Origin of the sequence: Rothia sp. HMSC067H10, from assembly GCF_001810635.1 — a bacterium.
GTDB lineage: Bacteria > Actinomycetota > Actinomycetes > Actinomycetales > Micrococcaceae > Rothia > Rothia dentocariosa.
Genome location: NZ_KV802317.1, coordinates 68770 through 93746, shown reverse-complemented (window position 1 = coordinate 93746; position 24977 = coordinate 68770). Strand labels below are relative to the sequence as shown.

Annotated in this window: 18 protein-coding genes and 1 pseudogene; 1 reads left to right on the top strand and 18 read right to left on the bottom strand. The window is 52.0% G+C overall.

The window, feature by feature from the left end:
- The first annotated feature begins 100 nt into the window (after nucleotides 1–100).
- Nucleotides 101–892, top strand: a complete 792-nt coding sequence (ppgK, locus tag HMPREF2756_RS07455) for a polyphosphate--glucose phosphotransferase (RefSeq protein ID WP_172461400.1) — start codon at nucleotides 101–103, stop codon at nucleotides 890–892.
- Between the two features lie 103 nt (nucleotides 893–995).
- Here ppgK and nrdR read toward each other — a convergent pair whose 3' ends face one another.
- The 18 genes and pseudogenes from nrdR to HMPREF2756_RS07365 form a co-directional block, all read right to left on the bottom strand.
- On the bottom strand, nucleotides 996–1607 hold the full coding sequence (gene nrdR / locus HMPREF2756_RS07450; protein ID WP_070619907.1) for a transcriptional regulator NrdR: 612 nt from the start codon (nucleotides 1605–1607) through the stop codon (nucleotides 996–998).
- A gap of 250 nt (nucleotides 1608–1857) precedes the next feature.
- Complete coding sequence (gene dnaE / locus HMPREF2756_RS07445; RefSeq protein WP_013398849.1) at nucleotides 1858–5400, bottom strand: DNA polymerase III subunit alpha; 3543 nt, start codon at nucleotides 5398–5400, stop codon at nucleotides 1858–1860.
- A gap of 56 nt (nucleotides 5401–5456) precedes the next feature.
- Nucleotides 5457–6365 (bottom strand): RluA family pseudouridine synthase, encoded by a 909-nt coding sequence (locus HMPREF2756_RS07440; RefSeq protein ID WP_246825939.1) that lies wholly within the window; start codon nucleotides 6363–6365, stop codon nucleotides 5457–5459.
- A gap of 66 nt (nucleotides 6366–6431) precedes the next feature.
- Nucleotides 6432–7055: a signal peptidase II gene (lspA, locus tag HMPREF2756_RS07435; RefSeq protein WP_070449493.1), complete on the bottom strand. Its 624-nt coding sequence runs from the start codon at nucleotides 7053–7055 to the stop codon at nucleotides 6432–6434.
- A gap of 170 nt (nucleotides 7056–7225) precedes the next feature.
- Nucleotides 7226–7810 (bottom strand): DivIVA domain-containing protein, encoded by a 585-nt coding sequence (locus HMPREF2756_RS07430; RefSeq protein ID WP_048777777.1) that lies wholly within the window; start codon nucleotides 7808–7810, stop codon nucleotides 7226–7228.
- Between the two features lie 274 nt (nucleotides 7811–8084).
- Nucleotides 8085–8387: a YggT family protein gene (locus HMPREF2756_RS07425; RefSeq protein WP_004004398.1), complete on the bottom strand. Its 303-nt coding sequence runs from the start codon at nucleotides 8385–8387 to the stop codon at nucleotides 8085–8087.
- A 3-nt stretch (nucleotides 8388–8390) separates the two neighbouring features.
- Nucleotides 8391–8702 (bottom strand): annotated as a pseudogene (locus HMPREF2756_RS11540) (cell division protein SepF); the annotation flags it as partial.
- Between the two features lie 813 nt (nucleotides 8703–9515).
- A complete protein-coding gene (locus tag HMPREF2756_RS07415; protein WP_070619901.1) occupies nucleotides 9516–10337 on the bottom strand; it encodes a YggS family pyridoxal phosphate-dependent enzyme in 822 nt (273 codons plus the stop codon).
- A gap of 54 nt (nucleotides 10338–10391) precedes the next feature.
- Nucleotides 10392–11207, bottom strand: coding sequence for a purine nucleoside phosphorylase YfiH/LACC1 family protein (locus tag HMPREF2756_RS07410; RefSeq protein WP_070619898.1), 816 nt, complete (start codon nucleotides 11205–11207; stop codon nucleotides 10392–10394).
- Between the two features lie 94 nt (nucleotides 11208–11301).
- Nucleotides 11302–12513: a cell division protein FtsZ gene (gene ftsZ, locus HMPREF2756_RS07405; RefSeq protein WP_048777771.1), complete on the bottom strand. Its 1212-nt coding sequence runs from the start codon at nucleotides 12511–12513 to the stop codon at nucleotides 11302–11304.
- 209 nt (nucleotides 12514–12722) lie between these two features.
- Nucleotides 12723–13943, bottom strand: a complete 1221-nt coding sequence (locus HMPREF2756_RS07400; protein WP_246825887.1) for a cell division protein FtsQ/DivIB — start codon at nucleotides 13941–13943, stop codon at nucleotides 12723–12725.
- Nucleotides 13944–13945: 2 nt separating this feature from the next.
- Nucleotides 13946–15430, bottom strand: coding sequence for a UDP-N-acetylmuramate--L-alanine ligase (murC, locus tag HMPREF2756_RS07395; RefSeq protein WP_070619895.1), 1485 nt, complete (start codon nucleotides 15428–15430; stop codon nucleotides 13946–13948).
- Nucleotides 15431–16525 carry an undecaprenyldiphospho-muramoylpentapeptide beta-N-acetylglucosaminyltransferase gene (murG, locus tag HMPREF2756_RS07390; protein ID WP_070619892.1) on the bottom strand — a complete coding sequence of 365 codons (1095 nt, stop codon included), beginning with the start codon at nucleotides 16523–16525 and terminating at the stop codon, nucleotides 15431–15433.
- Between the two features lie 133 nt (nucleotides 16526–16658).
- Nucleotides 16659–18635, bottom strand: coding sequence for an FtsW/RodA/SpoVE family cell cycle protein (locus tag HMPREF2756_RS07385; protein ID WP_083301696.1), 1977 nt, complete (start codon nucleotides 18633–18635; stop codon nucleotides 16659–16661).
- Nucleotides 18636–18737: 102 nt separating this feature from the next.
- On the bottom strand, nucleotides 18738–20339 hold the full coding sequence (gene murD, locus HMPREF2756_RS07380) for a UDP-N-acetylmuramoyl-L-alanine--D-glutamate ligase (RefSeq protein WP_070619889.1): 1602 nt from the start codon (nucleotides 20337–20339) through the stop codon (nucleotides 18738–18740).
- Nucleotides 20339–21544, bottom strand: coding sequence for a phospho-N-acetylmuramoyl-pentapeptide-transferase (mraY, locus tag HMPREF2756_RS07375; protein ID WP_070619886.1), 1206 nt, complete (start codon nucleotides 21542–21544; stop codon nucleotides 20339–20341). The genes murD and mraY overlap by 1 nt, the downstream gene beginning before the upstream one ends.
- Nucleotides 21545–21546: 2 nt before the next feature.
- Nucleotides 21547–23154 carry a UDP-N-acetylmuramoyl-tripeptide--D-alanyl-D-alanine ligase gene (gene murF, locus HMPREF2756_RS07370; RefSeq protein WP_070619881.1) on the bottom strand — a complete coding sequence of 536 codons (1608 nt, stop codon included), beginning with the start codon at nucleotides 23152–23154 and terminating at the stop codon, nucleotides 21547–21549.
- Nucleotides 23155–23163: 9 nt separating this feature from the next.
- Nucleotides 23164–24882 (bottom strand): Mur ligase family protein, encoded by a 1719-nt coding sequence (locus HMPREF2756_RS07365; RefSeq protein WP_070619878.1) that lies wholly within the window; start codon nucleotides 24880–24882, stop codon nucleotides 23164–23166.
- Nucleotides 24883–24977: the final 95 nt, after the last annotated feature.

Here is a 24977-nt window from a genome sequence, read left to right as displayed (position 1 = left end):
GACGAAAGAGAGACCTATGAACGAGACTACTGCTGCAATTCCTCCGGTCGAAAACTCGGTAGAATACGTCGATGTTCCGGCGCCCACCCCCAAAGACCTGATGATCGGTATTGATATTGGCGGTACCGGTATGAAAGGCGGTATCGTCGATCTGCGAACCGGTAACCTGGTATCCGAGCGTTTTCGTATTCCCACCCCGCAGCCAGCAACCCCACAGGCTATCGCACAGGTGGCACGCCAGATTGTTGATGAGCTTCAATCACGTGAGATAGCGCCAGAGCCTTATTCTGCTATCGGCGTCGATTTCCCCGCCGTTGTGAAGAATGGTGTGGTTTTCTCAGCTGCAAATGTTGATCCCGCCTGGATTAACACTAACCTTGAGCAGCTCATCAGCGACGCTCTGGATTCAAGGACTGTTTACGGCATTAATGATGCTGATGCCGCAGGTCTTGCCGAAGCCACCTACGGGCAAGGACGAGACAAGACGGGGCTCATCGCCGTTATCACTTTAGGAACCGGTATTGGTTCCGCCCTGATTAACAACGGGGTTTTGGTGCCGAACACCGAACTCGGACACCTTGAAATTGACGGGTATGATGCGGAGTCCCGCGCATCCGCGCGAGCACGCGAAGTTCATGATCTTTCGTGGAAGAAGTACGCTAAAAAGCGTCTGCGCCGGTATTTCCAGCATGTTGAAGCGTTGTTCTCCCCTGACCTTTTCATTATTGGTGGAGGCATCTCAAAGAACCCCGAAAAATTTATGCCCTACTTCGAGGACGAGATTCGTACCCCTATGGTGATGGCGACTCTGCGCAATAATGCAGGCATCGTGGGCGCTGCGCTTTGGGCTGGCGGAATGCCTTCCGAACGTCAGCGGCGCGGCGAACTCTAAAGCCCGTAAAACTTCATAAAGCGCGAACAGAGAATATTTTGACGAAACAGGTAGCCCTGTTTCGTCAAAATATTCTCTGTTCGCGGGGTTAAACAACTGGTGCTTAGAGGAATGTACCTTGAAGCGGGTTGCTCTCGTTTGATTTCCCGGAGCGAGCCTTGGTAGTTTTGGCGGTATTTTTCTTCGCGAGCTTCGCGTCTTTATTTCGTTTGACTTGGGAAGTTTTATCCGAAGAGGCTACCGCATCCTCTGGAGGCTCGGCATCTCCCACGCGGTCCTCACGCAGAAGAGCGATCGCGGATTCAAAGTCTTCAAGGTTCTCGAACGCTTGGTAAACGCTAGCAAAGCGCAGATAGGCTACCGCATCCAGTTTGGAGAGCGGTTCAAGGATGGTAAGTCCCACTTCGTGCGCGTTAATTTCGGCGAGTCCGCGGGCCCGAATAAGTTCTTCGACTTCTTGAGCAAGTTTTGCCAAATCGTCTTCGCCCACCGGACGCCCCTGGCAGGCTTTACGCACACCGGCAGCAATCTTGGAACGGTCGAAGGGCTCAGTCACACCGGAGCGTTTGATGACGGAGATAGTGGTTGTTTCGACGGTTGTAAAACGCCGACTGCACGCGGTACATTGGCGGCGGCGGCGGATGGCCGCGCCGTCGTCGGTAGTTCGCGAATCCACTACGCGAGAGTCTGTGTGTTTGCAGTACGGGCAATACATGGTGTCTCCTCAGGTGGGCACTGTGCAGCACCCGCGTCGAGCATCATCATTCTTATTTTACAGATGCCGTCAAGAGAACCGTCAGAGGCATGTGTTCATCCAGCCACGCCCACGATGGTTTAACACCCAGCATTAGCCCGCTGTGTAGATCTCTGAAGAGCTGACCTAACGGTTCGGTAAGGATTATCCAGGGGAATTATCCCTCCTGAATAAGCCTTACCTATACCGCTAGATATTGAGGGCTTCTCCCCTACCTGCGAATGCAGCTGGGACCGAAAATCGTCTTAATCTCACCAAAGAGGCTGGGATTGGGATCAACTCGCACACTCGAATCCAGAAGGACCAGCTGCTCTTTATCACGAGTGCGCAGGAGCATCCGGACATCCACATTCCCGCGATGATCACGCAGAACGTCCTTCAGTTCCTTGAGACGGTCCTCCGTCACATGGTACTCGGGCACCGAAATCGTAATCGGGGCGCCGCGACCATCATCGCTCAGCTCAAGAATCTGCATTTCCTGAGCGCTCATATTCACGCTACCGTCATCACGCCGCTGAATACGGCCCTTAATAGAACAAATCAGGTCATCTGCCAGGGCGTTGCCCATCGTCTCATATGCACGGGAGAAGAACATGACGGTCAGGGTAGCACCCGATGAGTCCTCAAGCTCTACCGAGGCATACTGATTACCACTCGACTTGGCAATACGCCGCGAAACACTCGTGAGCATGCCCGCGATCGTTACCACTTCGCCGTCGCGAATATGCGAGTCCTCGTCGATAATATCGTGCACAGATGCGGTTGCCGCGTCCGAAAGCGCACGTTCCAGACCGCGCAGCGGATGATCGGAAACGTACAGGCCCAGCATTTCACGTTCGAAATTCAATTTCTCGCGGCGTTCCCAGTCGGGAATATCTGGAACTGTCACCGAAAGATCGTCACCGAGCGCATCATCCATGCCCAGGGAACCGAAGAGGTCAAACTGGCCTGCTGCTTCTTTGCGCTTTACGGAGACCGCCGCGTCCACTGCCGACTCGTGTACCAGCGAAAGCGAACGGCGAGTATGTTTCAGCTCGTCGAAAGCACCCGCCTTAATCAGCGATTCTATGGTGCGTTTATTACACACAACCAGCGGAACTTTCTTCAGGAAGTCGTTGAAAGACTCAAAGTGTCCCTTCTCTTCGCGGGCTGCAATCATGCCGTCGACCACGTTTGCGCCCACGTTACGAATAGCGCCCATGCCGAAACGGATATCCTTCCCCACAGGCGCAAAAGTCAGGGTGGATTCGTTCACATCCGGGGGCAGCACGGTAATACCCATGGCACGGCATTCGTTGAGGTATAGAGCCAGCTTATCCTTGTTATCGCCCACACTCGTTAGCAGAGCCGCCATATATTCCTGCGGATAATGCGCCTTCAAATAGGCGGTCCAGTACGATACCAAACCGTATGCCGCAGTATGGGCTTTGTTGAATGCGTAATCGGAAAACGGAAGCAGAATATCCCACAGGGCCTTAACTGCGCCCTCCGAGTACCCGTTAGAAATCATGCCATCGTGGAAAGCCTCATATTGTTTATCCAGCTCAGCTTTCTTCTTCTTACCCATCGCGCGACGCAGCAGATCCGCTTCACCCAGCGTATAATTTGCAACCTTCTGGGCGATCGCCATCACCTGCTCCTGATACACAATCAGGCCATAGGTAGTATCAAGAATCTCGGCAAGAGGCTCTTCAAGCTCGGGGTGAATCGGCTGAATCTCTTGCTTACCGTTCTTACGAAGGGCATAGTTCGTGTGTGAGTTCGCACCCATAGGTCCAGGACGGTACAGGGCAAGCACAGCGGAAATATGCTCGAACTCTTCAGGCTCCATGAGTTTGAGTAGGCTGCGCATCGGACCGCCATCAAGCTGGAATACGCCTAAGGTGTCACCACGCGCCAGTAGGCGGTAGGACTCTTTGTCATCAACCTCTAGGTTTTCGAGGTCTATCTCTATACCACGGTTCATCTTGACGTTATCGAGCGCATCAGAAATAATCGTCAAGTTGCGAAGACCCAAGAAGTCCATTTTGATAAGACCCAGACCTTCACAGGTGGGGTAATCAAACTGGGTAATAACCTGCCCATCAGCCTCGCGGCGCATCACAGGGATCACGTCAGTCAGGTTTTTGCTCGACATGATAACGCCCGCGGCGTGCACGCCCCACTGACGTTTCAGACCTTCCAGACCTTTTGCGGTCTCGAAGACTTCGCCGTAAATCTTATCGACCGGATCCTCGATAAGTGCACGCAGATCGCCCGCTTCGGAGTAGCGCTTATCTTCGGGGTTATACACATTGGCAAGTGCAATGTTCTTACCCATAACGTCCGGCGGCATCGCCTTCGTGAGGCGCTCACCTACCGAGTAGGGCTGATCCATCACGCGAGAAGCATCTTTGAGCGCCTGCTTCGCTTTAATGGTTCCGAAGGTGACGATCTGTGCGACTTTGTCTTCGCCATATTTCTCGGTCACATAGTCGATCACTTCGGCACGGCGGCGATCGTCAAAGTCCACGTCGAAGTCGGGCATCGACACGCGGTCGGGATTGAGGAAGCGCTCAAAAATCAGGTCGTGATTGAGCGGGTTCAGATCGGTAATACGCATGGCGTAGGCGACCATCGAGCCTGCGCCGGAGCCACGCCCTGGGCCCACACGGATACCATTGTTCTTCGCCCAGTTGATAAAGTCCGCCACCACAAGGAAGTATCCGGGGAACCCCATGGAGGTAATAACGCCTACCTCATATTCCGCTTGTTCACGTACCTTATCGGGCACGCCATTGGGGAATCGGTAGTGCAGTCCTCGTTCAACTTCCTTCACGAACCAGGATTCTTCGTTCTCTCCCTCGGGTACAGGGAAGTTTGGCATATAGTTCGCTTTGGTATTGAACTCGACGTTGCATCGTTCGGCGATTTCAAGAGTGTTTTCGCAGGCACCCGGAACATCGCCGAATATCTGATACATCTCTTCCGGCGAGCGCAAGTAGAAGTTGTCCGCATCGAATTTAAAGCGTTTAGGGTCGGTCAGGGTCGAACCGGACTGCACGCACAAAAGTGCAGCGTGCGCGGTGTGATCTTCTTGGCGAGTGTAGTGCAGATCGTTCGTCGCGACAAACGGCAGGTTAAGCTCTTTGGCCAGACGGTGCAGATCTGCTTGCACATTACGCTCGATATCAAGCCCGTGATCCATGACCTCACAATAGAAGTTATCTTTGCCAAAAATGTCACGGAATTCTGCTGCCGCTGCGACTGCCTCTTGGTACTGACCCAAACGCAGACGAGTCTGAATTTCTCCGGAAGGACATCCGGTCGTGGCGATGAGCCCTTTAGAGTAGGTTTGCAGTACTTCGCGGTCCATACGCGGCTTGTACAGCTGACCTTCCAGTGAGGCAACAGATGATGCGCGGAAAAGATTGTGCATGCCCTCGGTGGTTTCCGCCCACATAGTCATATGGGTGTATGCACCACCACCGGAAACATCGTCGCGAGAGCCATCGCCCCAGCGCACACGTGAACGGTCGGTACGGTGGGTTCCGGGAGTCAGGTACGCTTCCACACCGATAATGGGTTTAATGTCATTGGCCTTCGCTTGACGCCAAAAGTCGAAAGCACCAAAAAGGAACCCATGATCGCTAGTGGCCATAGAGTCCATTCCGAGTTCCCGTGCGTATTGAAAGAGATCGCCTAGGCGGGCAGCGCCGTCCAGCATGGAATATTCGGTATGCACGTGCAGATGCGCGAAGCCCTTCTTAGCCACGTTTTCTCCTCGTTAGCTGTGGTTGTTGGTCTCTTAGTGTGCTGACTGAATTTTAGTTATGCTCTAGTAATGTTCCCGGTGCGGAGAGCCTCAAGTGCATAGTCTAAATCCTGCGAATAGGGACTCTCAAACTTAATGTGCTCTCCAGTTCCCGGATGGGTAAAGCCTAGGCGATGTGCATGCAGCCACTGCCGAGTCAGGCCAAGTTCAGCACTAAACCGGGGGTCAGCTCCATAAGTGAGGTCGCCGCAACAGGGATGCCGTAATGACGAGAAATGCACACGGATCTGGTGAGTCCGTCCTGTCTCTAAATGCACCTCAATAAGAGAGGCGGATCCGAAAGATTCCAAAGTTTCATAGTGGGTAACAGAAGAACGTCCATCTTCAATAATGGCGAATTTCCATTCATGCCCGGGATGCCTGCCGATAGGAGCATCAATAGTCCCCATGAGAGGATCCGGCAGTCCTTGTACCAGGGCATGATATACCTTCTCAACGGTACGGTCTTTAAAGGCACGTTTAAGCTCGGTATATGCCCGCTCGCTGCGCGCCACCGCCATAAGCCCGCTAGTGCCGACGTCCAGCCGGTGCACAATCCCCTGACGCTCCGCCGCCCCGGAGGTAGCTACGGTAACGCCTTCTCCCAGAAGAGCCGAAAGAACAGTGGGCCCATGCCACCCGTGAGAAGGATGCGCGGCAACGCCAGCAGGTTTATCGACCACCACAATATCGTCATCGCAATAGACTATGTCGAAGCCATCTACCTTTTCGGGCTGAATATCGGCAAGGTCACGCGGAGCAGGCGCATTCACAATTACAGTTTCGTCCGCAGAAAGTTTATGCGACTTACCGATTTTCAGCTCATTTCCACGCTGAACCACACGCACATGCCCGTCGCGAATCCAGCTGGATGCGCGGGTACGCGGTATCTCAAGGGCACCGGCGAGAGCAGCGTCCAATCGCATACCTACTAGAGCCTCAGAAACATCGAACTCGGCGGTTATGCCTGCTGGCGCAACATTATCGGTCAATTATTCCCCTTCGGAGATCTTCTGAGTTTTCACGTGGGTAGATAGTGCGGAAGCCTTCTTCGCAGAGGATTTAGCACGTGTACCAAGCAGCGTTATGCCACGGAAGTTAAGCAGTACGATTAAAGCCATACAAACGCAGATCGCCGAATCGGCAATATTAAAGATGGCAAAGTTAGGCACCGAAATAAAGTCCACCACGTGTCCCATACCGAATCCTGGCTCACGGAAAAGACGATCAAAAAGGTTTCCGAGAACACCGCCCAGCAGTCCTCCAAGGGCAAGGGTCCAGTTCAGAGCCCGCGTCCTTCGGAAGAGGTAAAGGACGGTTGCAGCGGCAAACGCCATAATAACCGTAAATATCCAGGTTGCATTCTCGCCGAGAGAAAAGGCAGCGCCAGAATTCCTGATGGAATACCACCACAGAAGACCATCGATTACGGGGATGCGCTCCCCAATCTGCATCTTGGTAACCACCAGAAGTTTTGTGCCCTGGTCAATGAAAAAAATAGTAAGAGCCGTTAGAATCCCGACTACCCATGCGCCGCGTGATGAGAGTATACGCGTAACAGATTTATGCGATGCTGTTGAACCAGCGGCAGACGCAGTGGTCTCTTCAGATTCCATGTATCTCCTCGGTGAAGGGCAATGAGCGGGGCGGCGGATGTTGTACCTGAATTCGCCCTCCTCTAGCTTATCTTAAGCCAGGTATAAACAACCGCCCGCAAAGCCAGTAGCAAAGTTCTTCTTGCCACGGGTGCGGACGGTGTTTATAAAAAGGTATCGAAACTTAGAGCTTAGCGAGCATCTGCTTCAAAAGACTTAAGAGTCTTCAGCTCTTCAAGCTGAGAGGTGAGGTGTTCCTGCAACTTCGAACGGTAACGCGACTCAAAACCACGCAGGGACTCCACGGTGATTTCCAAGCTGTCACGCTCATCGGTGAGCTTGGAAAGAACCTCATCACGCTGAGAACGTGCAGCTGCCACCAGATCTTTAGCTTCTTTCTCACCCTTAGCAACGAGTTCTGCACGGGTTTTTTCACCCTGAGAGACGTATTCGTCATGGAGTTTCTGGGCCATGGCAAGCAGACCTGCTGCATCCTGAGCGCCGCCAGCAGCAACGGGTGCTGGGGTGCTGGTCTTATCCTGTGTAGCGGACTTAGCCGTTGCAGACGAAGAAGACGTATTGTTGGTCGCCGGAGTTGCTGAACCAGACTGGGCGGCCGCAAGCTTACGCTTGAGGGATTCGTTTTCGGTGTACAGCGCGCGGAGCTCAACAACAAGCTCATCAAGGTAATTATCAACCTCATCGCGGTCGTACCCGGATTCGTTTCTCACAATTTTGAAGCTCTTGTTAATCAGATCTTCGGGGGTGATAGCCACAGCTTATCTCCTTTAGAATAAAGTTATCTGTGAATAGGTTTTGGGATGCCCATAAATTTATTAAATAAACTTACGGTGCTGGCTAGGGTACCGCCCATTATTCTACTCTTCTCTACACTTCAAGACCCGATTTTCCAGGAATTCGGCGCAGAGAACCTCTTACCATCATAGTAAATGTATTTCCTGACGGAAAGTCTGCCTCGCCGTTATTGCTTCATACATCTTTATGCATATCAGAAAAATTTATGCTTTGACCAGGAAATATAACTGTTATTTAGCGTGAAAAAGTTAGTGTCAAAGAGGTCATCACTGACAATAAAAGTCCCACGCCTAAAATCAGAATCAGAAACCCAGTATCAAGGGCGAAATTACCAATACGCAGTGGCGGTACAACCTTGCGAAGCTGGTTCATAGGCCAGTCCGTCAGAGCATACACTCCAGAGGCGCACAGCAGGGCAATCCCTCGCGGACGCCACCCCGGCACAAAGACACGCACCCAGTCCAGAAGCATCCGCAAGAGCAACCCAATGTAGAGAATATGCAGGGCTATGGTAATGATGGCGAAGATGTACCCCATGCATTACCCCTGGTCAAAAGGAAACGGGCCCTCAGCCTCAAAAGCGCCCGGTGCCGGAGTCGTGTCAGCCCCCAGTACCTCTAGATTTTCGGGGGTTAGCAAGAATACCTGCCCGGTCACACGTTCAATGCGACCTGAGAGCCCGAATGCGAGTCCGGAGGCAAAGTCCACAAGACGTTTAGCATCTGAATCGCTCATTTCAGCGACATTCATAATCACAGGAATATTCTCACGAAACGCTTCACCAATAATTTTGGCGTCATTGTATGAGCGGGGGTGGATTGTTGTAATGCGGCGCAATTCGTCCTCATCTTCCTCGTAGGGGTATCCGGCACCAAGACCCTCGTCAATGCCGTAAGAATTCACATCAAGCTCATGAACTTGATCGTAGCCGGAGGAAGGGTAGGGGTACTCGTCGGTCTCGTAGTGATTTTGCACCTGGTATTCCTCTCGGTTAGTTTTCTGTTCCCGGTGTGGGATTGGCGTGTAAGTCGCGGCAAACTGGTTGGTTTCTTGCCGCTGAGCTGAAGTTTGATAAGCAGACGATGCCATAATCGCTTCTGATTCTACAGATAGTGGCTCCGCAGCGCCCGTTGCCTGCGGCATAGCTGCGGTGTCAGGGTTAGCAGATGGTGGTGTGGGTAATGCATTCAGCCGGGTTCCAGGTGATGGAGCGGGAGTTTCAGCAGAAGGAATAGATGCCTCATCCGTCGAATCGTGACTATGGACATCCTGCATACCTTCCGATAATTCTTCAGTTTCCGACCCATAACGAGTCACGCCGAAGAAAGAACCGAGGCTATTGGCAAGTTTGCCACCGCCTTGTTTCGCCATTCTTTACTCTCGTTTCGCAGTCGTACATTCACATATATGCGGGAGATTCGCTCCACCGATACCTGAGATTCTAACGTGGGAAATAGCACCGCACACGCTGTCGGTTCGACACCGATTATATATGTTCACAGAGAATTTTGGGGGTATTCCCACGGGCTTTATTGACGATGATGCATATTCTTAAAGACGACGTCAACCATCCCTCACAGGTGTACATTCTACCAGCGCTTGAAAATCCTATCAGCGTATTTCTCATCTGCTGCATGCCTTGCACAACAAAACCTAGTAAAAAATCTAGGGGTAATCTCGCTTCCCCATGATGTCACTTCCTACCCGCACACACGTAGACCCCCAGCGAATAGCGGCTTCTAAATCTGCACTCATACCCGCCGAAATCTGATCTGCATGCGGAAACTCGGCGCGCAGACCCTGCGCCAATTCCCAGAGTTTTTCAAAGGATTCGTCGGGGTTCGCACCCAGTGGCGCCACCGCCATAATACCCCCACAGCGTAATTCTTCTTGAGCTTCGATACGCTCAGCAAGCTCTAAAATCTCGTCTTGGTCCGTTCCACCACGCGCCCCTTCCGATGCATGTCCGGCCGTTGCCTGCGCTTCAAGCGAAACCTGAATCAGACATTCTAGAGCTCCTTGGGATAGAGCCACTGGGGCGTCCTGCTCCCCCGCCTCATAGCGAGCTACTTGGTTGCGATAGGCTTTTGCTAAAGAATCAATCAGAGACGCACGATCTACGGACTGTACCTGATGGGCATATTTTACGACGGACTTTGCCTTATTTGTTTGCAACTGCCCAATAAACGCCCAGTAAGCGGGGTCGGCAGGTTTTTCGATGGCTCGAAGAGCACGAGCTTTAGGAGCCGCCTCTTGATCACGATTCTCACCAAAAATACGTACTCCCTGGGTGTAAAGCGCTGCTACATCAGAGGCAGGGAAAAACTTGGTCACGGTAACAAGGCGAACTGTAGGGCTATGCTCGGTGCGCACACCACTGGTATCGGCTTCAGCATCGCGGACGCGCGCCATAACCCGTGCGTAGTTATCCGCAAGCTGCTGCGCGCGTTCCGAGGTGTACGTCAATGTCTGTTCTTCGCTCATCATCAGTCCCCTTTACCGATATACCCTCATACTCAGCTCTTCTTCGATTTTAAGATCTTAGGAAGGTTTCGTCACCCATACGAGCCCAGCGATACGTCCGGGTGCTTCACCTCGATTCATAAATCCTCGATGTGAAAAAAGACTGGTGCTTTCATAAGTGCAGGCTGCCAAGTCGGTAGAAACCTCTATCTTCAGCTTATTCAAGAGAGCAATCGCTCCCGCTGGCAAATCTAAAGCCGGTGTTCCTTGGCTTGTCTGAGCGTACGTTTCAGGAATCTGCTGTGTCGCATGTTCGCGCATATCTTCAGGTACCTCATAGCAGCTTCCGCATATACTAGGCCCTAACCACGCGTGAATCTGTGTTGCGCCCTGCTCTCGCATCGTCGCAACTGTGCGTTGAATAACTCCTGCAAGTAGCCCAGGACGCCCTGCATGTGCCACAGCAATAATGGGCACGTCATGTGGGGTAGGTTTCTCTCCCACGAACACGAGTGGAATGCAGTCAGCAACCATAATAGCTAGAGGCTGACCTGTTGTACTGTAGGCAGCATCTGCTTGCGGAGCCTGCTCGCGTAATTGATCGGCACGTTTCAACGTATATGCTCCACGCTCGTCATTCGGAGAAATCTGTGTACTCAGAATATGATCGGCGCATACAATATCTGCACCGTGTACTTGATTGAGGTAGAGGAAAGGAGCTGAACCGCAGAGACTTTGTACATCAGCACGGTTTTTCAGCGTTGCGGTATGGGGCTCGCCCGCATTAACATGAAGCCCCAAATTACCGGCCGACCGTGAAGTAAATCCGATATGCACGGTATATGGGCCGCTGGTATAAGTTCCTGTGGAGTAGAACGGGTTGAGGGTACTCATGGTTCTTTCTGCTGTCATAAGGTCAAAGCATACACAAAGGAGCCAGGACGTATATGTCCTTGGCTCCCTTATGTCTAAAAAGGATGTGTGCGACTTACTTCAGGAAGTCGGGCACATCGAGGGTATCGCGCCGCGCCGGGGACTCTTCCACGACGGGCGGTAGATCAACATCAAAGCCAGCTGCGGCAGGAACATCATTCTGCTGAGTACCATTCTGCGCACCGCCGAAACCATATCCGGTTGATGCGGGAGCTGCAGGAGCGGCCTGCCCAGAGCCGCCGAATGCCTGCTGAGTACGCTGCGCCTGAGCATTTGCCGAAGCTGAACTGTTAGCGTTGGTGTTAGTCTCAGGATTGACAGCGTCAAATCCAGCGGCAATAACGGTCACACGTGCTTCATCACCCAAGGCGTCATCAATCACAGCACCGAAGATAATATTTGCGTCAGGATGTGCGACTTCCTGAACCAGGCGTGCAGCCTCATTAATCTCAAATAGACCAAGATCGGAACCGCCCTGAATGGAGAGAAGTACACCGTGTGCCCCATCAATGGATGCTTCCAAAAGTGGGGATGCGATAGCAAGCTCGGCGGCTTTAACAGCGCGGTCTTCACCAGCGGCAGAGCCAATGCCCATCAGAGCCGAACCAGCCCCCTGCATAACAGACTTAACGTCTGCAAAGTCAAGGTTGATCAGACCCGGAGTAGTAATCAGGTCGGTAATACCCTGCACACCGGAGAGAAGAACCTGATCTGCCGATTTGAAGGCGTCAAGCATCGAAACGTTGCGATCAGAGATAGAGAGCAAACGATCGTTCGGAATCACAATGAGGGTATCTACTTCATCACGAAGTGCAGCAATGCCGGTTTCCGCCTGGTTCGAACGGCGACGACCTTCAAAGGTAAAGGGACGAGTTACCACGCCGATCGTGAGGGCACCCAAAGAGCGTGCAATACGTGCTACAACGGGAGCACCGCCGGTACCGGTGCCGCCGCCTTCACCTGCAGTCACGAAGACCATGTCTGCACCCTTGATAACCTCTTCGATTTCCTGGGCGTGGTCTTCAGCAGCCTGACGACCGACCTCGGGGTTTGCGCCCGCTCCGAGACCGCGAGTTAGCTCACGACCAACATCAAGTTTGACGTCAGCGTCAGACATCAAAAGTGCCTGAGCATCTGTGTTAATAGCGATGAATTCTACGCCTCGCAGGCCAACCTCGATCATACGGTTGACTGCGTTGACGCCACCGCCACCGATACCGACGACTTTGATGACTGCCAAGTAGTTCTGGGGAGTTCCAGCGTCCATTTATCCCTCGATTATTTCGTGTAAATCTCTAGAAAAAACCAAAGGTTCAAGTAGAACCTTAGTCTTCCTAACCTCATAGTGACTTTATCTGCAAGGATACCAACAGTTTCACCAGGTTCCTAGTTGCCTGAGGTATTTGACGTGCATTATTTATAGATTTTTATAAAAAATCTATCTTTTTACCCGATGCTTAACCATAAGGTTAAAGGCTAACGAGTAACCGGAACACGCGGCGAAGAAACATCATAAGTGTTTACTTTATTAGTAGCTTGTCCTTGTTGTGCGGTTTTTGACTGGTCCTCATGTACCGCCTCCATCAGTTTGATTAAAACCTTAGCTTTAAGGTCACTCTCTTCAGCTGTACCCCACTGTACGACAACCCCATCCTTCAAGGTTAAGTTAATATTTGAGGTTGAGCTTGCCCGTGCCTCCTTCACCTGTGTCAGGATTGACGAGGGCAAAGCAGAGAGCACATTTGCAACCGTGCGGAAGGCCGCAGAGTCCTGGGGAGCTTCCTGTCCAACATCGACAAGCGGAACATTGATTCCATCAGCATTCTCAACTTCACGAAGTTTGATTCCCTCACTATCAACAACCACATATTTCCCGTCCTGATGAATAACGGCAACAGGGGTACGCTCTTTGAGGGTTACAACTAGTTCATGCGGAGGATGCGCCTCAATCTGCACGCCGCGCAGTACATGCTCCTGGTCGATAAGTTCACGCACCTTCTGATCATTAATACGAGTCAGCGGCGTGCCCTTGAGCGGTTCCAGTTTCTGCTCAACCTGCACGCTATCCAATAGCGAAGCGCCTTCAACTCGAATAGTCTGAACAGAGAGCAGCGGAGAATAAAAGACCAAACCGATATATAGAAGCACAGCAAGCATAAACGCACCAACGCCATAAAGAATTTTCCGCAAGCGAGTGAGCGGACGTCGGCGCTTCGAAGTCTGACTCTTACTTTGGTCTTCTGCCAAAAGCCCGTCGAGTCCGGGGTCATTGCGTAATTGGGCGATACGCCCCTGCTCTTCGCGGATCTCCTGTTCCCGCGCTATCTCGGTTTGGCGTTCCTTCTCACGTTCACGACGCCATCGGCCAAAGGTACTAGAGGTAGATTTCGCCGATTGTGAATCCAGCTCATCCGGTTCAGATTCCCCTGCATCCAGACGTATATCACGGTCCTTGAGCTCTGAAGATTCAGAATACGTTGCACGGGAAGAACCCGTCTGGCTCTTACTTTCGGTATGAGTTTCTTGCTCAACAGGATTCGTCTGGTTCTGAGGGCTCATACCTTCAAAAGATTTTGACGTATCTTCAGCAGGTTTAGCTTTCTTTTTGCCGCGAACAACCGGTAACTTCGGAGTACGTATCGGCGAGGTTGCAAACGCTTCCGTGCCCGGTTTTCGCTCTTGACGTCCTTTAGCCACTATTACTCCTTAGGGTAACGGGCATGTAGCTCATGCAGAATACGCTCTCCTAATGCGGTAACATCACCTGCACCAATGGTCATAATAATATCGCCTGGAACAGCACACATAGCAATATCTTCAATGGCTGCAGCTGCATCCGACGCATAATGCACCTCAGAAAATCCAGCACCGGTGATAAGTTCACTCGTGACTCCCTCAATCGGAAGTTCCCGGGCAGGATAAATATCCAGTACATACGAACGATCAGCCTTCGAAAGAGCCTGCGCGAAATCGGCGGCAAATTCTTGGGTACGTGAAAACAGATGCGGCTGGAAAACCACATAGAGGTTATGCCCATCGGCAACCGTGCGGCCGGTCTCAAGTGCACGGAATACCTCTGTTGGGTGATGAGCATAATCGTCAAAGACTTTAATACCCGCTACGTCACCACGCAGAGTAAAACGTCGATCTGCTCCTCCGTAGCCGTATAACGCGGCGGCCGCGCCCTCAGGTTGTGCTCCAGCGAGAAGAGCGGTAATAAAAGCTGCCGCTGCGTTCAACTGATTGTGAATACCGGGTACCCGCAGCTGAGCATCCTGTTCGCCTTCGTAATGTTTACTCGCGCACTCGAAAGACCAGCGCAGTGTTGCCGAAGACTCTGAGCCGTGGCTCGTAATGCGTGAAACCCGTAGATCAGCCTCGGTAGACTGGCCGTAAGTTACCGCTTCAATCCCAGCATCGCGCGCACGTTCTGCAAGCGCACGAGCGCCTTCATCATCCCAGCATGTCACCAAGACGCCCCCAGGGGCCATAGAGGCAACAAAACGGTTAAACGCCTCATACACGCGTTCGGGAGTTTCGTAGAAATCCAAGTGGTCAGGTTCAACGTTGGTAACCACTGCGATCGCAGGCTGGTAGCGCACAAAAGACCCATCGGATTCGTCAGCCTCTGCTACAAACCAAGAGCCTTCACCAGTGGCCCCCAATCGCGCGTTGCTGCCGTATCCTGCAATAACTGTTCCTACCGCGAAAGACGGGTGAAACCCTAACTTATCCAGCATGACGGCAATCATGGAACTGGTTGTGCTCTTACCATGCGTGCCAGCAACCGCTACAACCTGTGATGCTCCCATAGCGGCAGCCAAAGCCTCAGAGCGGTGCAATACCCGAAGGTTCTGAGCACGAGCCGCAATCAGTTCGGGGTTATCTTCGTGAATGGCCGTTGAGATAACAACGGTATCAATATCGTGAATATTCGCAGCATCTTGGGGAGTATAAACACGAGCGCCCGCTTCACGTAAAGCCTGAATAGTCGACGTTTCTGCTCGGTCAGAGCCGCTTACGGGAATACCAGCTTTCAGCATCAACGTTGCAATAGCACTCATACCAGCACCGCCGATCCCTACAAAATGCACACGTCCCAACTCCTGCAGAGATGCGCGCGCGGGAAACGGCGGGTTCAGGGGCTCAGGAAGCACCATGTTAAGGTTCATCAATTCGGACATTTATTTAACCACCTTCAGGGTTGCCTCAGCCATAACATGTGCGGCATCACGAATGCCCAATTTATATGCTCGACGACCCATTTCTTTTAACTTCTGAGCATCAGCCATCAACGATGGAATTTCACGGTCAAACCACGCCCCGGTCATTTTCTTATCTTCGATGAGAAGCGCGGCTTCTGCCATAACCAGAGAACGAGCATTGAGACTTTGTTCACCATTACCAAACGGGAGCGGAACAAAAATTGCGGGTACACCCACCGCAGCAACTTCGCTTACGGTTGCGGCTCCAGCACGGACTATCAAAAGATCGGCTGCGGCATAAACATCCTGCATGCCGTGGCTAAACTCAATCTGACGATAATTTGGGGCTGTAACGGGCTCGCCTGAATCATCCACAATAGCTTTGCCTTTACCAGTAATATGCAAAACCTGAAAACCCCAGTCCTCAAAATTCGTAATGTTCTCAGCGACGGCGTTATTAAGGCTTTGTGCGCCTAAGGAACCGCCCGTCACAATCAGAACAGGCTTATCGGGGTCAAGACCTAGAGTATGCCTCGCCTGTGCTCGTGCCGCTCGACGGTTCAGATGCGCGATCTCATCTTTCATGGGCATACCCACAAGTTTGGCGCGAGGGAAAGGGGTGTTGGAGAAAGCCACACCCACAAACTTCGCTAGAGGACCACCCAGTTTATTTGCTAAACCGGGCTTTGCATTAGCCTCGTGAATAACAACAGGAATGCGGGAGAAAAAAGCGGCAAGATATGCTGGCGGACACACATAACCACCTACGCCTACTACAACATCTGCATTCGCATCTTTGAGAATTTTACGGGTTTGCGAAATCGCTTTTGCGAATCTTGGTAAAAAGGTTAATGCGTTAAGCGATAGGCTTCGGGGGAAAGCTACACGCGGAATAAACTCAATATCAAATCCAGCTTCAGGAACTAATTGAGCTTCCATCTTATCCTTGGTGCCAAGAGTCAGAATATTAGCTTCCGGCTCAATCCGGCGGATTTCGCGTGCTATAGCAAGCATCGGGTTAATATGACCAGCGGTGCCGCCGCCAGCGAGAACCACAGAGGGTGCCTTAGACATAGATAATAACTCCCAACAAATACATTCACCTCATTTTACGACATAGCAGGACTAACCCCGTAGTGAAAGAATATGAAGTCGGGTATATACCCACGTCCCGAGCCTGGTATTCCTCCTTTCCCTATTTCAGAGGCTATGAGCGTGAACCACCCTGGCCAGGTTTACGGCCTCGCGGGTTCTGCTGACTCTGTGAAGGCTGCTGCCGACGTATCTGACGTGATGTTCCCGCAGAAGGCTGCCCTGAAGAAGATGTTTGGGAACCCGGTTGAGGGTGCAAAGGTCGCAACCCGGCTGGCAAACGTCCCGATGACGAAGAACGGTGACGCGCTCGATTGGCGTTTGTGCGCTTTTGCAGGTTCTGCAGAGGAATTGTGTCTTCATGGTCTGCAGGGGTTGACCGTTGCTTGCCCTGCGAGGGGCGAGATGCAGGATGCGCATCTCCCTTACGGCGCAATTGAGGAACCCGTTCATGGGTATGCAATCCATTTGGATGTTCCTCTTGGAACCGCTGCTCACGAAGTCGCTGCCGTTCACGCTGAATACGCTGCTCTTCATGAGCGAGAGCTTCCTGATGCTCCGCCTCACGGCGACGCTCAGCAGCACGATCGGCACGTGCTTGAGCGCGCTGCTCATACGTCTTGCGAGTATGCTCACGCTGTCGCTGGGTTATTCCCAACCAGGATGGCAGTTCTTTGACTCTACGCAGTAAGCCCCCACCCCAGTAATCTTTACCAAGAGCTCCACCGGCTTCTTGCAGTTGAAGCCGCTCATCTTCAACGATGGCTTGAAGAGACAGTCGTCGCTTCCAGTCTTCATTAGCGCGTCGCACTTCGCGAGGTGTCTGTTTCGTTAAATCGGCGGCCGGTATGGGCCCACCTACAAGTGGAGTTTGCCGCGCAAAAGCATAGAGCATACCTGCGGCAAGCATTGATGAAATCAAGGATGAACCGCCGTATGAAATAAAGGGAAGCGGCACACCAATCACGGGAAGAATACCGGAAACCATCGCCATATTCACAATAGCCTGAGTGGAAAGCCATGCGATAATACCGCCCGTTGCAATACGAATAAACGGGTCTGCAGTTCGGGCGATAATGCGTAACGCACAATAGATCAGGCCCAGGTACAAAAGCACTACGGTAAGCGTGCCCAAAAGCCCCAGTTCCTCGCCGATAATGGCGAAAATGTAATCGTTATGTGCTTCGGGCAAATAGTTATACTTCTGGCGGGATTGTCCTAGACCAACGCCCCAGAACCCACCGGTTGCCAACGCAACCCCGCCAGCCTGAGATTGATCACAGACAGAACCGGTGCACACACCGAGAACACTCATCAGTCGTTCACGACGGTTTGAACTCGAAATTGACCCCACTATGGCACTCACGATCAGAATAATCGAAAGCCATACCATAGTCTTACGGTTTGCACCCGCAATATATACCATGCCCAAGAAGATAAAGGCGTAGACGATCATGGTACCGAGATCTTTACCTGCCAGAATAAGCAGCATCAAAGGCAAGAGTCCAAAAAGTGCGGGAAAAATTGCACGAGATGTCTTCTCTTTGAGTTTACTGCCCTGCCGAGTCATGACCATCGCCATCCACAGCACAATAGCGAGTTTAGAGAACTCCGAAGGCTGAATCTGAATGCCGCTGAACCTAATCCAGTTACGGTTGCCATTAATATCGGTACCAATAGCAAGAACGGCAATCTGGGCAAGAATCGCCAGGGTTAAGAGGATATTAACGACCCACATTTTGCGGTACCGCTGTACTTTCAATACTGCTATAGCCCCTAATGCAGCGGCGCCTAGAGCGGCAAACATTACCTGACGGGTTACCTGTGAGAAAGGGGACATTCCCTGTGAAATCATGCTCACAGATGATGCAGACAGTACCATGATCACGCCAAAAACTGTGAGACCAGCGCATGCTAAAAGAATCAGTCGCGGCACATCCGCTAAATCGCGCGATGCGGAACGCTTATAAAGAGACGAGATAGCGTTATGCAGAAAAGAACCGAGCCTCGTTGAGCCGTTCCTGCCCTGGCGCTGTGCATGACTTACGCCTCCACGGGCCGACGAGTGAGTCTGACCGGGTGCATTACTCATGCGTTCTCCTCTTCTGTGTCTTAACACGACAAACTCAATAGATTTTTCCTACAGCAGAAAAGTCTACACGGCGTTTATCGTTTCAGAGCAATCAATATGCCTTCAGATACCGACAATATGAGATTTGACCGCATCCACAAAAGCGTTACCACGAACGGCATAATTGTTAAATTGATCCATCGAAGCAGCGGCAGGCGCCATGAGTACTGTATCACCCTCAGCGGCTAGCTCTTCTGCTTTGACTACGGCAGCTTCCATAACAGTAACCCCGTCAGAGGGATCATTCGCCGAAGCCGTCATATTATAGGTAGGAACATGGCTTGCATACTTCGCCAAAGATGTTTTAAGTCCCGCCGTATCAGTGCCAATGATTAATACTGCTTTCAAACGTGAAGCATGCTGATCTATAAGATCATCATACTCCACCCCTTTAGAAAGACCTCCAGCAATCCAAATCAGCGAAGGATAAGCGCTCATTGAAGCGTTAGCGGCGTGTGGGTTAGTAGCCTTAGAATCGTTGACCCACTGGATTCCATCGCGGTAAAGCACCGTCTGATTACGATGCGCACCAGGCTTATAAGAACGCAGTCCATCCCGCACAGCCTCAGGAGCAATATTTGCAGCACGACATAATGCGGCAGCGGCTAGCGCATTCTCCACAGTGTGCTGTGCGGGAGCTTGACCGGGAACGGGCGCTAAATCTTCAAGAACACCAAGCTCAAGTGCCTCGCTGTATCGATTCTTCAAAAACGCACGGTCAACAATAATGTTTTCCGCCAAGCCCAACATGGAGACTGAGGGGATCTCGGTTGAGCTAATACCGATGGCACGGGCACCTTCTATAACGTCTGCTTCTTCGACCATACGCAAAGTATCAGCATGATCGGTATTGAAAATACACGCTGCCTGAGTATTTTCGTACACACGTGCTTTATCGGCCTTGTAAGCCTCAAAGGAACCGTGCCAATCGACGTGATCTTCCGCTACGTTAAGCACCACGGAAGCGTATGGCGACAGTGAAGAAGTCCAATGCAGCTGAAAGCTCGAAAGCTCTACCGCAAAAAATTCATAGGGTTCATCGTCGGCAACAGCGTAGACTGCTGGCATGCCCACGTTCCCAACCTGCAGAGATTTTTTACCGGCTGCTTTAAGAATCGAATCGACCATGCCCACGGTCGTAGTTTTCCCATTGGTTCCCGTCAGGCACAGCCACTTTGGAGTAACCCGACCTTGACGTTGATTCAGACGCCATGCCAGTTCGATTTCACTCCAAATTTGGATACCCCGTTCATAAGCATCGAGCATGACCAGGCTATCTGGACGAATTCCTGGCGAAGTCACGATAACATCCGGGTCTTGATCATCGACACGAGGCACACATTCCATGTATTCCTCACCAAATAAACCCGCCACGCTTCCATAGGCCTCTTGGTAAATTCGGATGCGCTCTCGCTTTTCTTGCGTATCCTGCGCATCAATAGCGGTAATGTGGGCACCTTTCTGGGCCAGCACATCCACTGCAGCATCGCCGCTGGTGCCGAGGCCTATCACGACAACCTTCAGCCCCGCCCAAGGCCCGTCCCAGGTAGTGAGCTCAGCAAGCCGAGGATTATTGACGACTGGATTGACAGCGATAACATCTGCATATTGGGCACGCTGTGCCTGATACTTGGAGGCCCGCTGCGAGTTCTTAGCGTCAGGCATTAGTGAATCACTCCAGACGTCTGTGAGAACCAATCTCCAAAGAAAATTGCAAGAGCAACCAGCACACAAAGCGCATTTGCAATCCACAGACGGAATACCGAGTTCACTTCACCACTGCTGACAGAGCCGGGGACAAGACCCTTCTTATCTATGGAGTATCTTCCGTTTGCACCGGTTTTCTCAAGATGATGGTGGAAAGGAGTCATGCGGAAGAAACGGTAGGCATGAGGAATTTTATCGCCAACAGATACAGAACGTTTACGGCTAACTTTGAAGACAACTTTCTGCACAATCACCGAAAACACTTCCAGAACCGGCACAAGCGCGATAATGGGAAGCAGGAGCTCGGTACGGGTGAAAATAGCGAAGGAGACCAGTGCACCCCCCAAAGCAAGAGAACCAGAGTCTCCCATAAAGATTTGTGCCTTAGAAACGTTCCACCATAGGAACCCGGCGAGGGAACCAACAAGTGCGGCTGCAATAAGTGCCAGCGACCCTGGATCCCGCACATCATAGCATGCATTTCCCGCCCCACCGCTGCAGGCATGTACGTATTGCCAGATAGTCATGGCAAGGTATCCAGTAAAGATGGTCATCGTTGCGCCACCCGCAAGTCCATCGAGACCATCAGTGAAATTCACGGCGTTAGTGCCCGAAAGAGAAATCAGGGTAATCCACAACACCATGAGGATAGTACCGCCTATAGCCCCAGCAGCCATGAAGTCGAACGGAAGATCACGCACAAACGAAATCGCCGTCGAGGCGGGGGTCACTCCCGCCGCATTAGGAAATTGAAACACCAAATACGCAAAAGGAAGAGTCACCGCCAGCAGACCAATAGTCTTCTGGTTCTCGGTAAGTCCTTCGTTCCCCTGGTTGCGGAACTTCATAATATCGTCGGCGGCACCGACTCCGAGCATTCCTAGTGTAAACCCGAGGGTCAATAAAGCCGTCGCACTAGGAACCGGCGAGGTTCCAAAAACCGCAGCGTTAATCATCAACGCAAGCAAGTAGGCAACAACGGCGGCTGGGATAAAAATAAGACCTGCCATCGTGGGCGTCCCCGCCTTATGCTGATGCGCGGCGGGGCCTTCTTCACGAATCAGCTGCCCCAACTTGAGCTTCTGCATCTGCTTGATGAAGAGCGGTATTGCTGAGAAGGAGATAATAAACCCTAGGATTCCAGCAATAAGCACAGTAATCATGGTTAATGTGTTCCTTCGTGAAGATGGCTACGGTCTAGGGCGGTCGTCGAGGTTTGCGCTGCAGAACTACCAGCTGATACCGTGCTCAGAGCGGCGCCCGTTAAATCCGTCACCTCAACAAAATCGCCAGCACTCAGCCAAGCTGGAGCCTGTTCTTGAGCCTCGCCAAAGGTCTCGGTGCAGAAGGCAACCTCATCGCCCAAAGAACCTAGTTTAGCGCCATTTGAAGATTTAAACAGCACAATATCGCCAGAACGTAACTCTGCACGCAAAATATTTAGTGCTTCTTGCGGTGTCTCTACCCAGGTAGCTTCGTTACCCCATGAACCTTCAAGATGCGCGGCGTTGTAGGCTGGTTTCGCCTCATTCCCAACCGCAATAAGCTTTGATATATTCATGCGTACCACCAGACGACCGAGTCGATCGTGCTCCTCCAAAGAGGCCTCGCCCAGTTCGAGCATAGCCCCCAAAACTGCCCAAGTCCGTCGTGGCTTCGCGCCTCGTCCCAGTTGGGCCAAAGTGCGTAAAGCGGCTGTCATTGACTCGGGATTAGCATTATACGCATCGTTGATGACAGTCACACCGTCTGCGCGGTCTGTACGAGCCATCCTCCATTTAGACAGTGCACCGGTGTTATTGAGGGCATGGGCAATAGCGTCTCCAGGAACACCAGCGTTATAGGCTACCGTAGCAGCCGCCAGAATATTGCATACATGATGCTCACCAATGAGTTTGGAGGAAATCTCATATTCGCTGGCGTCGGGAAGGCGAAGAGTAAATTCCGGACAACCAGCATCATTAGTATGCAGCCCCAAAGCGGCAGTATAGCGTTCGTACTGCGGTTTCTCCCCCACCCCAAAGTAGGTTACCGGCACACTTGCGCGAGCTGACATGCGTGCAACACGCTCATCATCAGCATTGAGGATCAAGGTTCCGCCAGTATGAATACCTTCGGCAAGCTCCCCTTTAGTACGTTCAATGTTGTCGACCCCGCCAAACTCGCCAGCATGTGCGGTGCCAACTTTAAGAATCACACCATGGTCAGGGTGCACAATATTTGCCAGGTATTCGATATTCCCCACATGATCGGCACCCATCTCAATCACAAGGTAGCGAGTACTTTCGTCAGCGCGGAATACAGTCAAAGGTACGCCAACTTCGCCGTTGTACGAACCTACAGGGGCTATAGTTTCGCCCTGAGAACTTAGGATCGCTGCTAATAAATCTTTTGTGGTGGTCTTCCCCGCAGAACCGGTAATACCAATAACCGTAAGATCGCCTAGAGACCGCATCTTTTCAACAGCATACTGTGCGATCTTACCCATGGCGAGAACCACATCATCAACCTGGATGCTGGGGTACAGAATACCCCGCTCATCTTTAACAGGGCGTTCGACAAGCGCTAAGACAGCACCTTTGTCGAAGGCTCCCGACACGAAGTTGTGTCCGTCGGTCACCTCACCTGGCTTAGCAACAAATAGGGTGCCTGGTATAACCTCACGCGAATCGGTGGTCGCGAAGGTAGCACCTAGCTCGCTCTCACGCCTGGCTAAGCCGAGCGGTGAGCCGCCTGTTGCCGTAATAATTTCGGCGGCGGAAAGCTTAATCATCTATGCTCCTTATGCTTCTTCAAGCATGCGTCGATAATCCGGAAGAATTTCGAAGTTGTTAAAGACAAGCGCTTTCGCGGTCTCCACGCGGTCGTCAAGTTGCACATCGGTACCGGCAACATCCTGCGCCGTTTCATGTCCACGACCGGCGATAAGAATAGCATCTCTCGCATCTGCGAGTTCAATTGCCCGAGCAATCGCCACTTCTCGCGGAGCAAGATTAAGGATTTGGGATGCTCGCGCACCTTCGGCATTAGCTCGTTCAGCCCCGACAACAACAGCCTCGCGAATTGGGGCGGGGTCTTCACCGTGCGGATCGTCATCGGTCACAATCACAATATCGGCGTGCTGCGCAGCAATTTCTCCCATTAGGGGACGTTTGAGATGATCGCGCTCGCCTGTTGCCCCGAAAACAATGATGACTCGCCCACCACCTGGTCGGTCCATGGCTTCAAGCGCCCGAGTGAGCCCGTCAGGGTTGTGGGCAAAATCGACAATAGTATGCGGTGCCAGAGAAATCAGCTGCATACGCCCGGGCACTATAGGGGTTAATGCCGTGCCATCAGCTAGGGCAGGTCGTAGGATAATGCGTTCTTCCTCAGAAGCACCAATATATACCATCAGCGCGGCGAGCGCGGCGTTTGAAACATTGAAATCTGCCGGAAGATGGGTACAACAGGGAATGGTGTCTCCCGCGCCGTTAGCCAACGTGAAACGATGCCCTAACCCATCACGTTCAACGTTGATTACCGCCCAATCAAGCGGACCGAACTCAGCTGGAACCTCGGCTAGACCCACGCCGTATTCAGTAACAAGCCGAACAGCATTACCTGTCCCCAGCTGAATCTGGGCGTGGCGAAGCATCTTCTCGCCCCACTCGTCATCGGCAGTGATGACAGCGCGCTCAGTCCGCTCGGGTGTAAAAAGCTGTGCTTTAGAATCAAAATAATTCTGCATGGTGCCATGCAAATCTAAATGATCCTGGGTGAGGTTTGTAAACCCAGAGACCTTATAAACTACACCATCTACACGGTGATAGTCGATAGCATGCGAGGAAACTTCCATTGCTGCATGAGACACGCCGCACTCCCCCATAATCGCAAGGAGAGAATGAACGTGAACAGACTCTGGGGTGGTTAGAGCTGAAGGAACGCTCACACCATCAACAAGAATTTGGATAGTACCGATAAGACCGGTCTTAGCCTTGAGAGCAGTTCGGAATACCGACTCCAGCATGTAGGTAGTCGTCGTTTTTCCATTGGTTCCTGTGACAGCGTAGCGATTCAGACCCTTGTAATCTTGTGACCCATAGATCAAAGCGGCGAGTGATCCTATAACAGGACGTAAAGAGTCACAGACCAGCAGGGAGCACCTATCTAAAGAAAGATTTGCCTCCCGAATCATCCGAACGCCTGCAGTATCCGTGAGGATAGCGTGAGCCTGGGCCTCCAGCGCTTTTTGCGCGAATTGTGCACCATGAGCTTTCGCGCCTGGAAGAGCAACATATAGGTCTGCAGGACGAACTGCATGAGAATCCATGCTGATCCCTCGCACATCTTCTTCAGAGCTTTGATGTTCTAGAACAGGATGCGCACCTAAAGCCTCTAGATGCTCCACGAGCTCAGTAACCGTGCTCCCTCGTGGATTCCGAGGTCGCAGACTCTGCACATCGCCTCCCAAGTGCGAGGTGCGACGAGCATCTTGAGCCAAGCGCGTTTCGCTGTCCATTATCCTTCTTTCCTGACGGTCATACGCATTTCTTGCCGCCGAGATTTTTATTGTTATCGTCCTCGATCAACGCCAAGGTACGTTCCTATTGTAAT

What these genes read in the sequence shown, in the direction of transcription:
- ppgK (WP_172461400.1), top strand. Translation starts at nt 101, where the DNA reads ATGATCGGTATTGATATTGGCGGTACCGGTATGAAAGGCGGTATCGTC.
- nrdR (WP_070619907.1), bottom strand. Translation starts at nt 1,607, where the DNA reads ATGTATTGCCCGTACTGCAAACACACAGACTCTCGCGTAGTGGATTCG.
- HMPREF2756_RS07440 (WP_246825939.1), bottom strand. Translation starts at nt 6,365, where the DNA reads ATGCGATTGGACGCTGCTCTCGCCGGTGCCCTTGAGATACCGCGTACC.
- lspA (WP_070449493.1), bottom strand. Translation starts at nt 7,055, where the DNA reads ATGGAATCTGAAGAGACCACTGCGTCTGCCGCTGGTTCAACAGCATCG.
- HMPREF2756_RS07425 (WP_004004398.1), bottom strand. Translation starts at nt 8,387, where the DNA reads ATGGGGTACATCTTCGCCATCATTACCATAGCCCTGCATATTCTCTAC.
- HMPREF2756_RS07415 (WP_070619901.1), bottom strand. Translation starts at nt 10,337, where the DNA reads ATGATGAGCGAAGAACAGACATTGACGTACACCTCGGAACGCGCGCAG.
- HMPREF2756_RS07410 (WP_070619898.1), bottom strand. Translation starts at nt 11,207, where the DNA reads ATGAGTACCCTCAACCCGTTCTACTCCACAGGAACTTATACCAGCGGC.
- ftsZ (WP_048777771.1), bottom strand. Translation starts at nt 12,513, where the DNA reads ATGGACGCTGGAACTCCCCAGAACTACTTGGCAGTCATCAAAGTCGTC.
- murC (WP_070619895.1), bottom strand. Translation starts at nt 15,430, where the DNA reads ATGTCCGAATTGATGAACCTTAACATGGTGCTTCCTGAGCCCCTGAAC.
- murG (WP_070619892.1), bottom strand. Translation starts at nt 16,525, where the DNA reads ATGTCTAAGGCACCCTCTGTGGTTCTCGCTGGCGGCGGCACCGCTGGT.
- HMPREF2756_RS07385 (WP_083301696.1), bottom strand. Translation starts at nt 18,635, where the DNA reads ATGAGTAATGCACCCGGTCAGACTCACTCGTCGGCCCGTGGAGGCGTA.
- murD (WP_070619889.1), bottom strand. Translation starts at nt 20,339, where the DNA reads ATGCCTGACGCTAAGAACTCGCAGCGGGCCTCCAAGTATCAGGCACAG.
- mraY (WP_070619886.1), bottom strand. Translation starts at nt 21,544, where the DNA reads ATGATTACTGTGCTTATTGCTGGAATCCTAGGGTTTATTATCTCCTTC.
- murF (WP_070619881.1), bottom strand. Translation starts at nt 23,154, where the DNA reads ATGATTAAGCTTTCCGCCGCCGAAATTATTACGGCAACAGGCGGCTCA.
- HMPREF2756_RS07365 (WP_070619878.1), bottom strand. Translation starts at nt 24,882, where the DNA reads ATGGACAGCGAAACGCGCTTGGCTCAAGATGCTCGTCGCACCTCGCAC.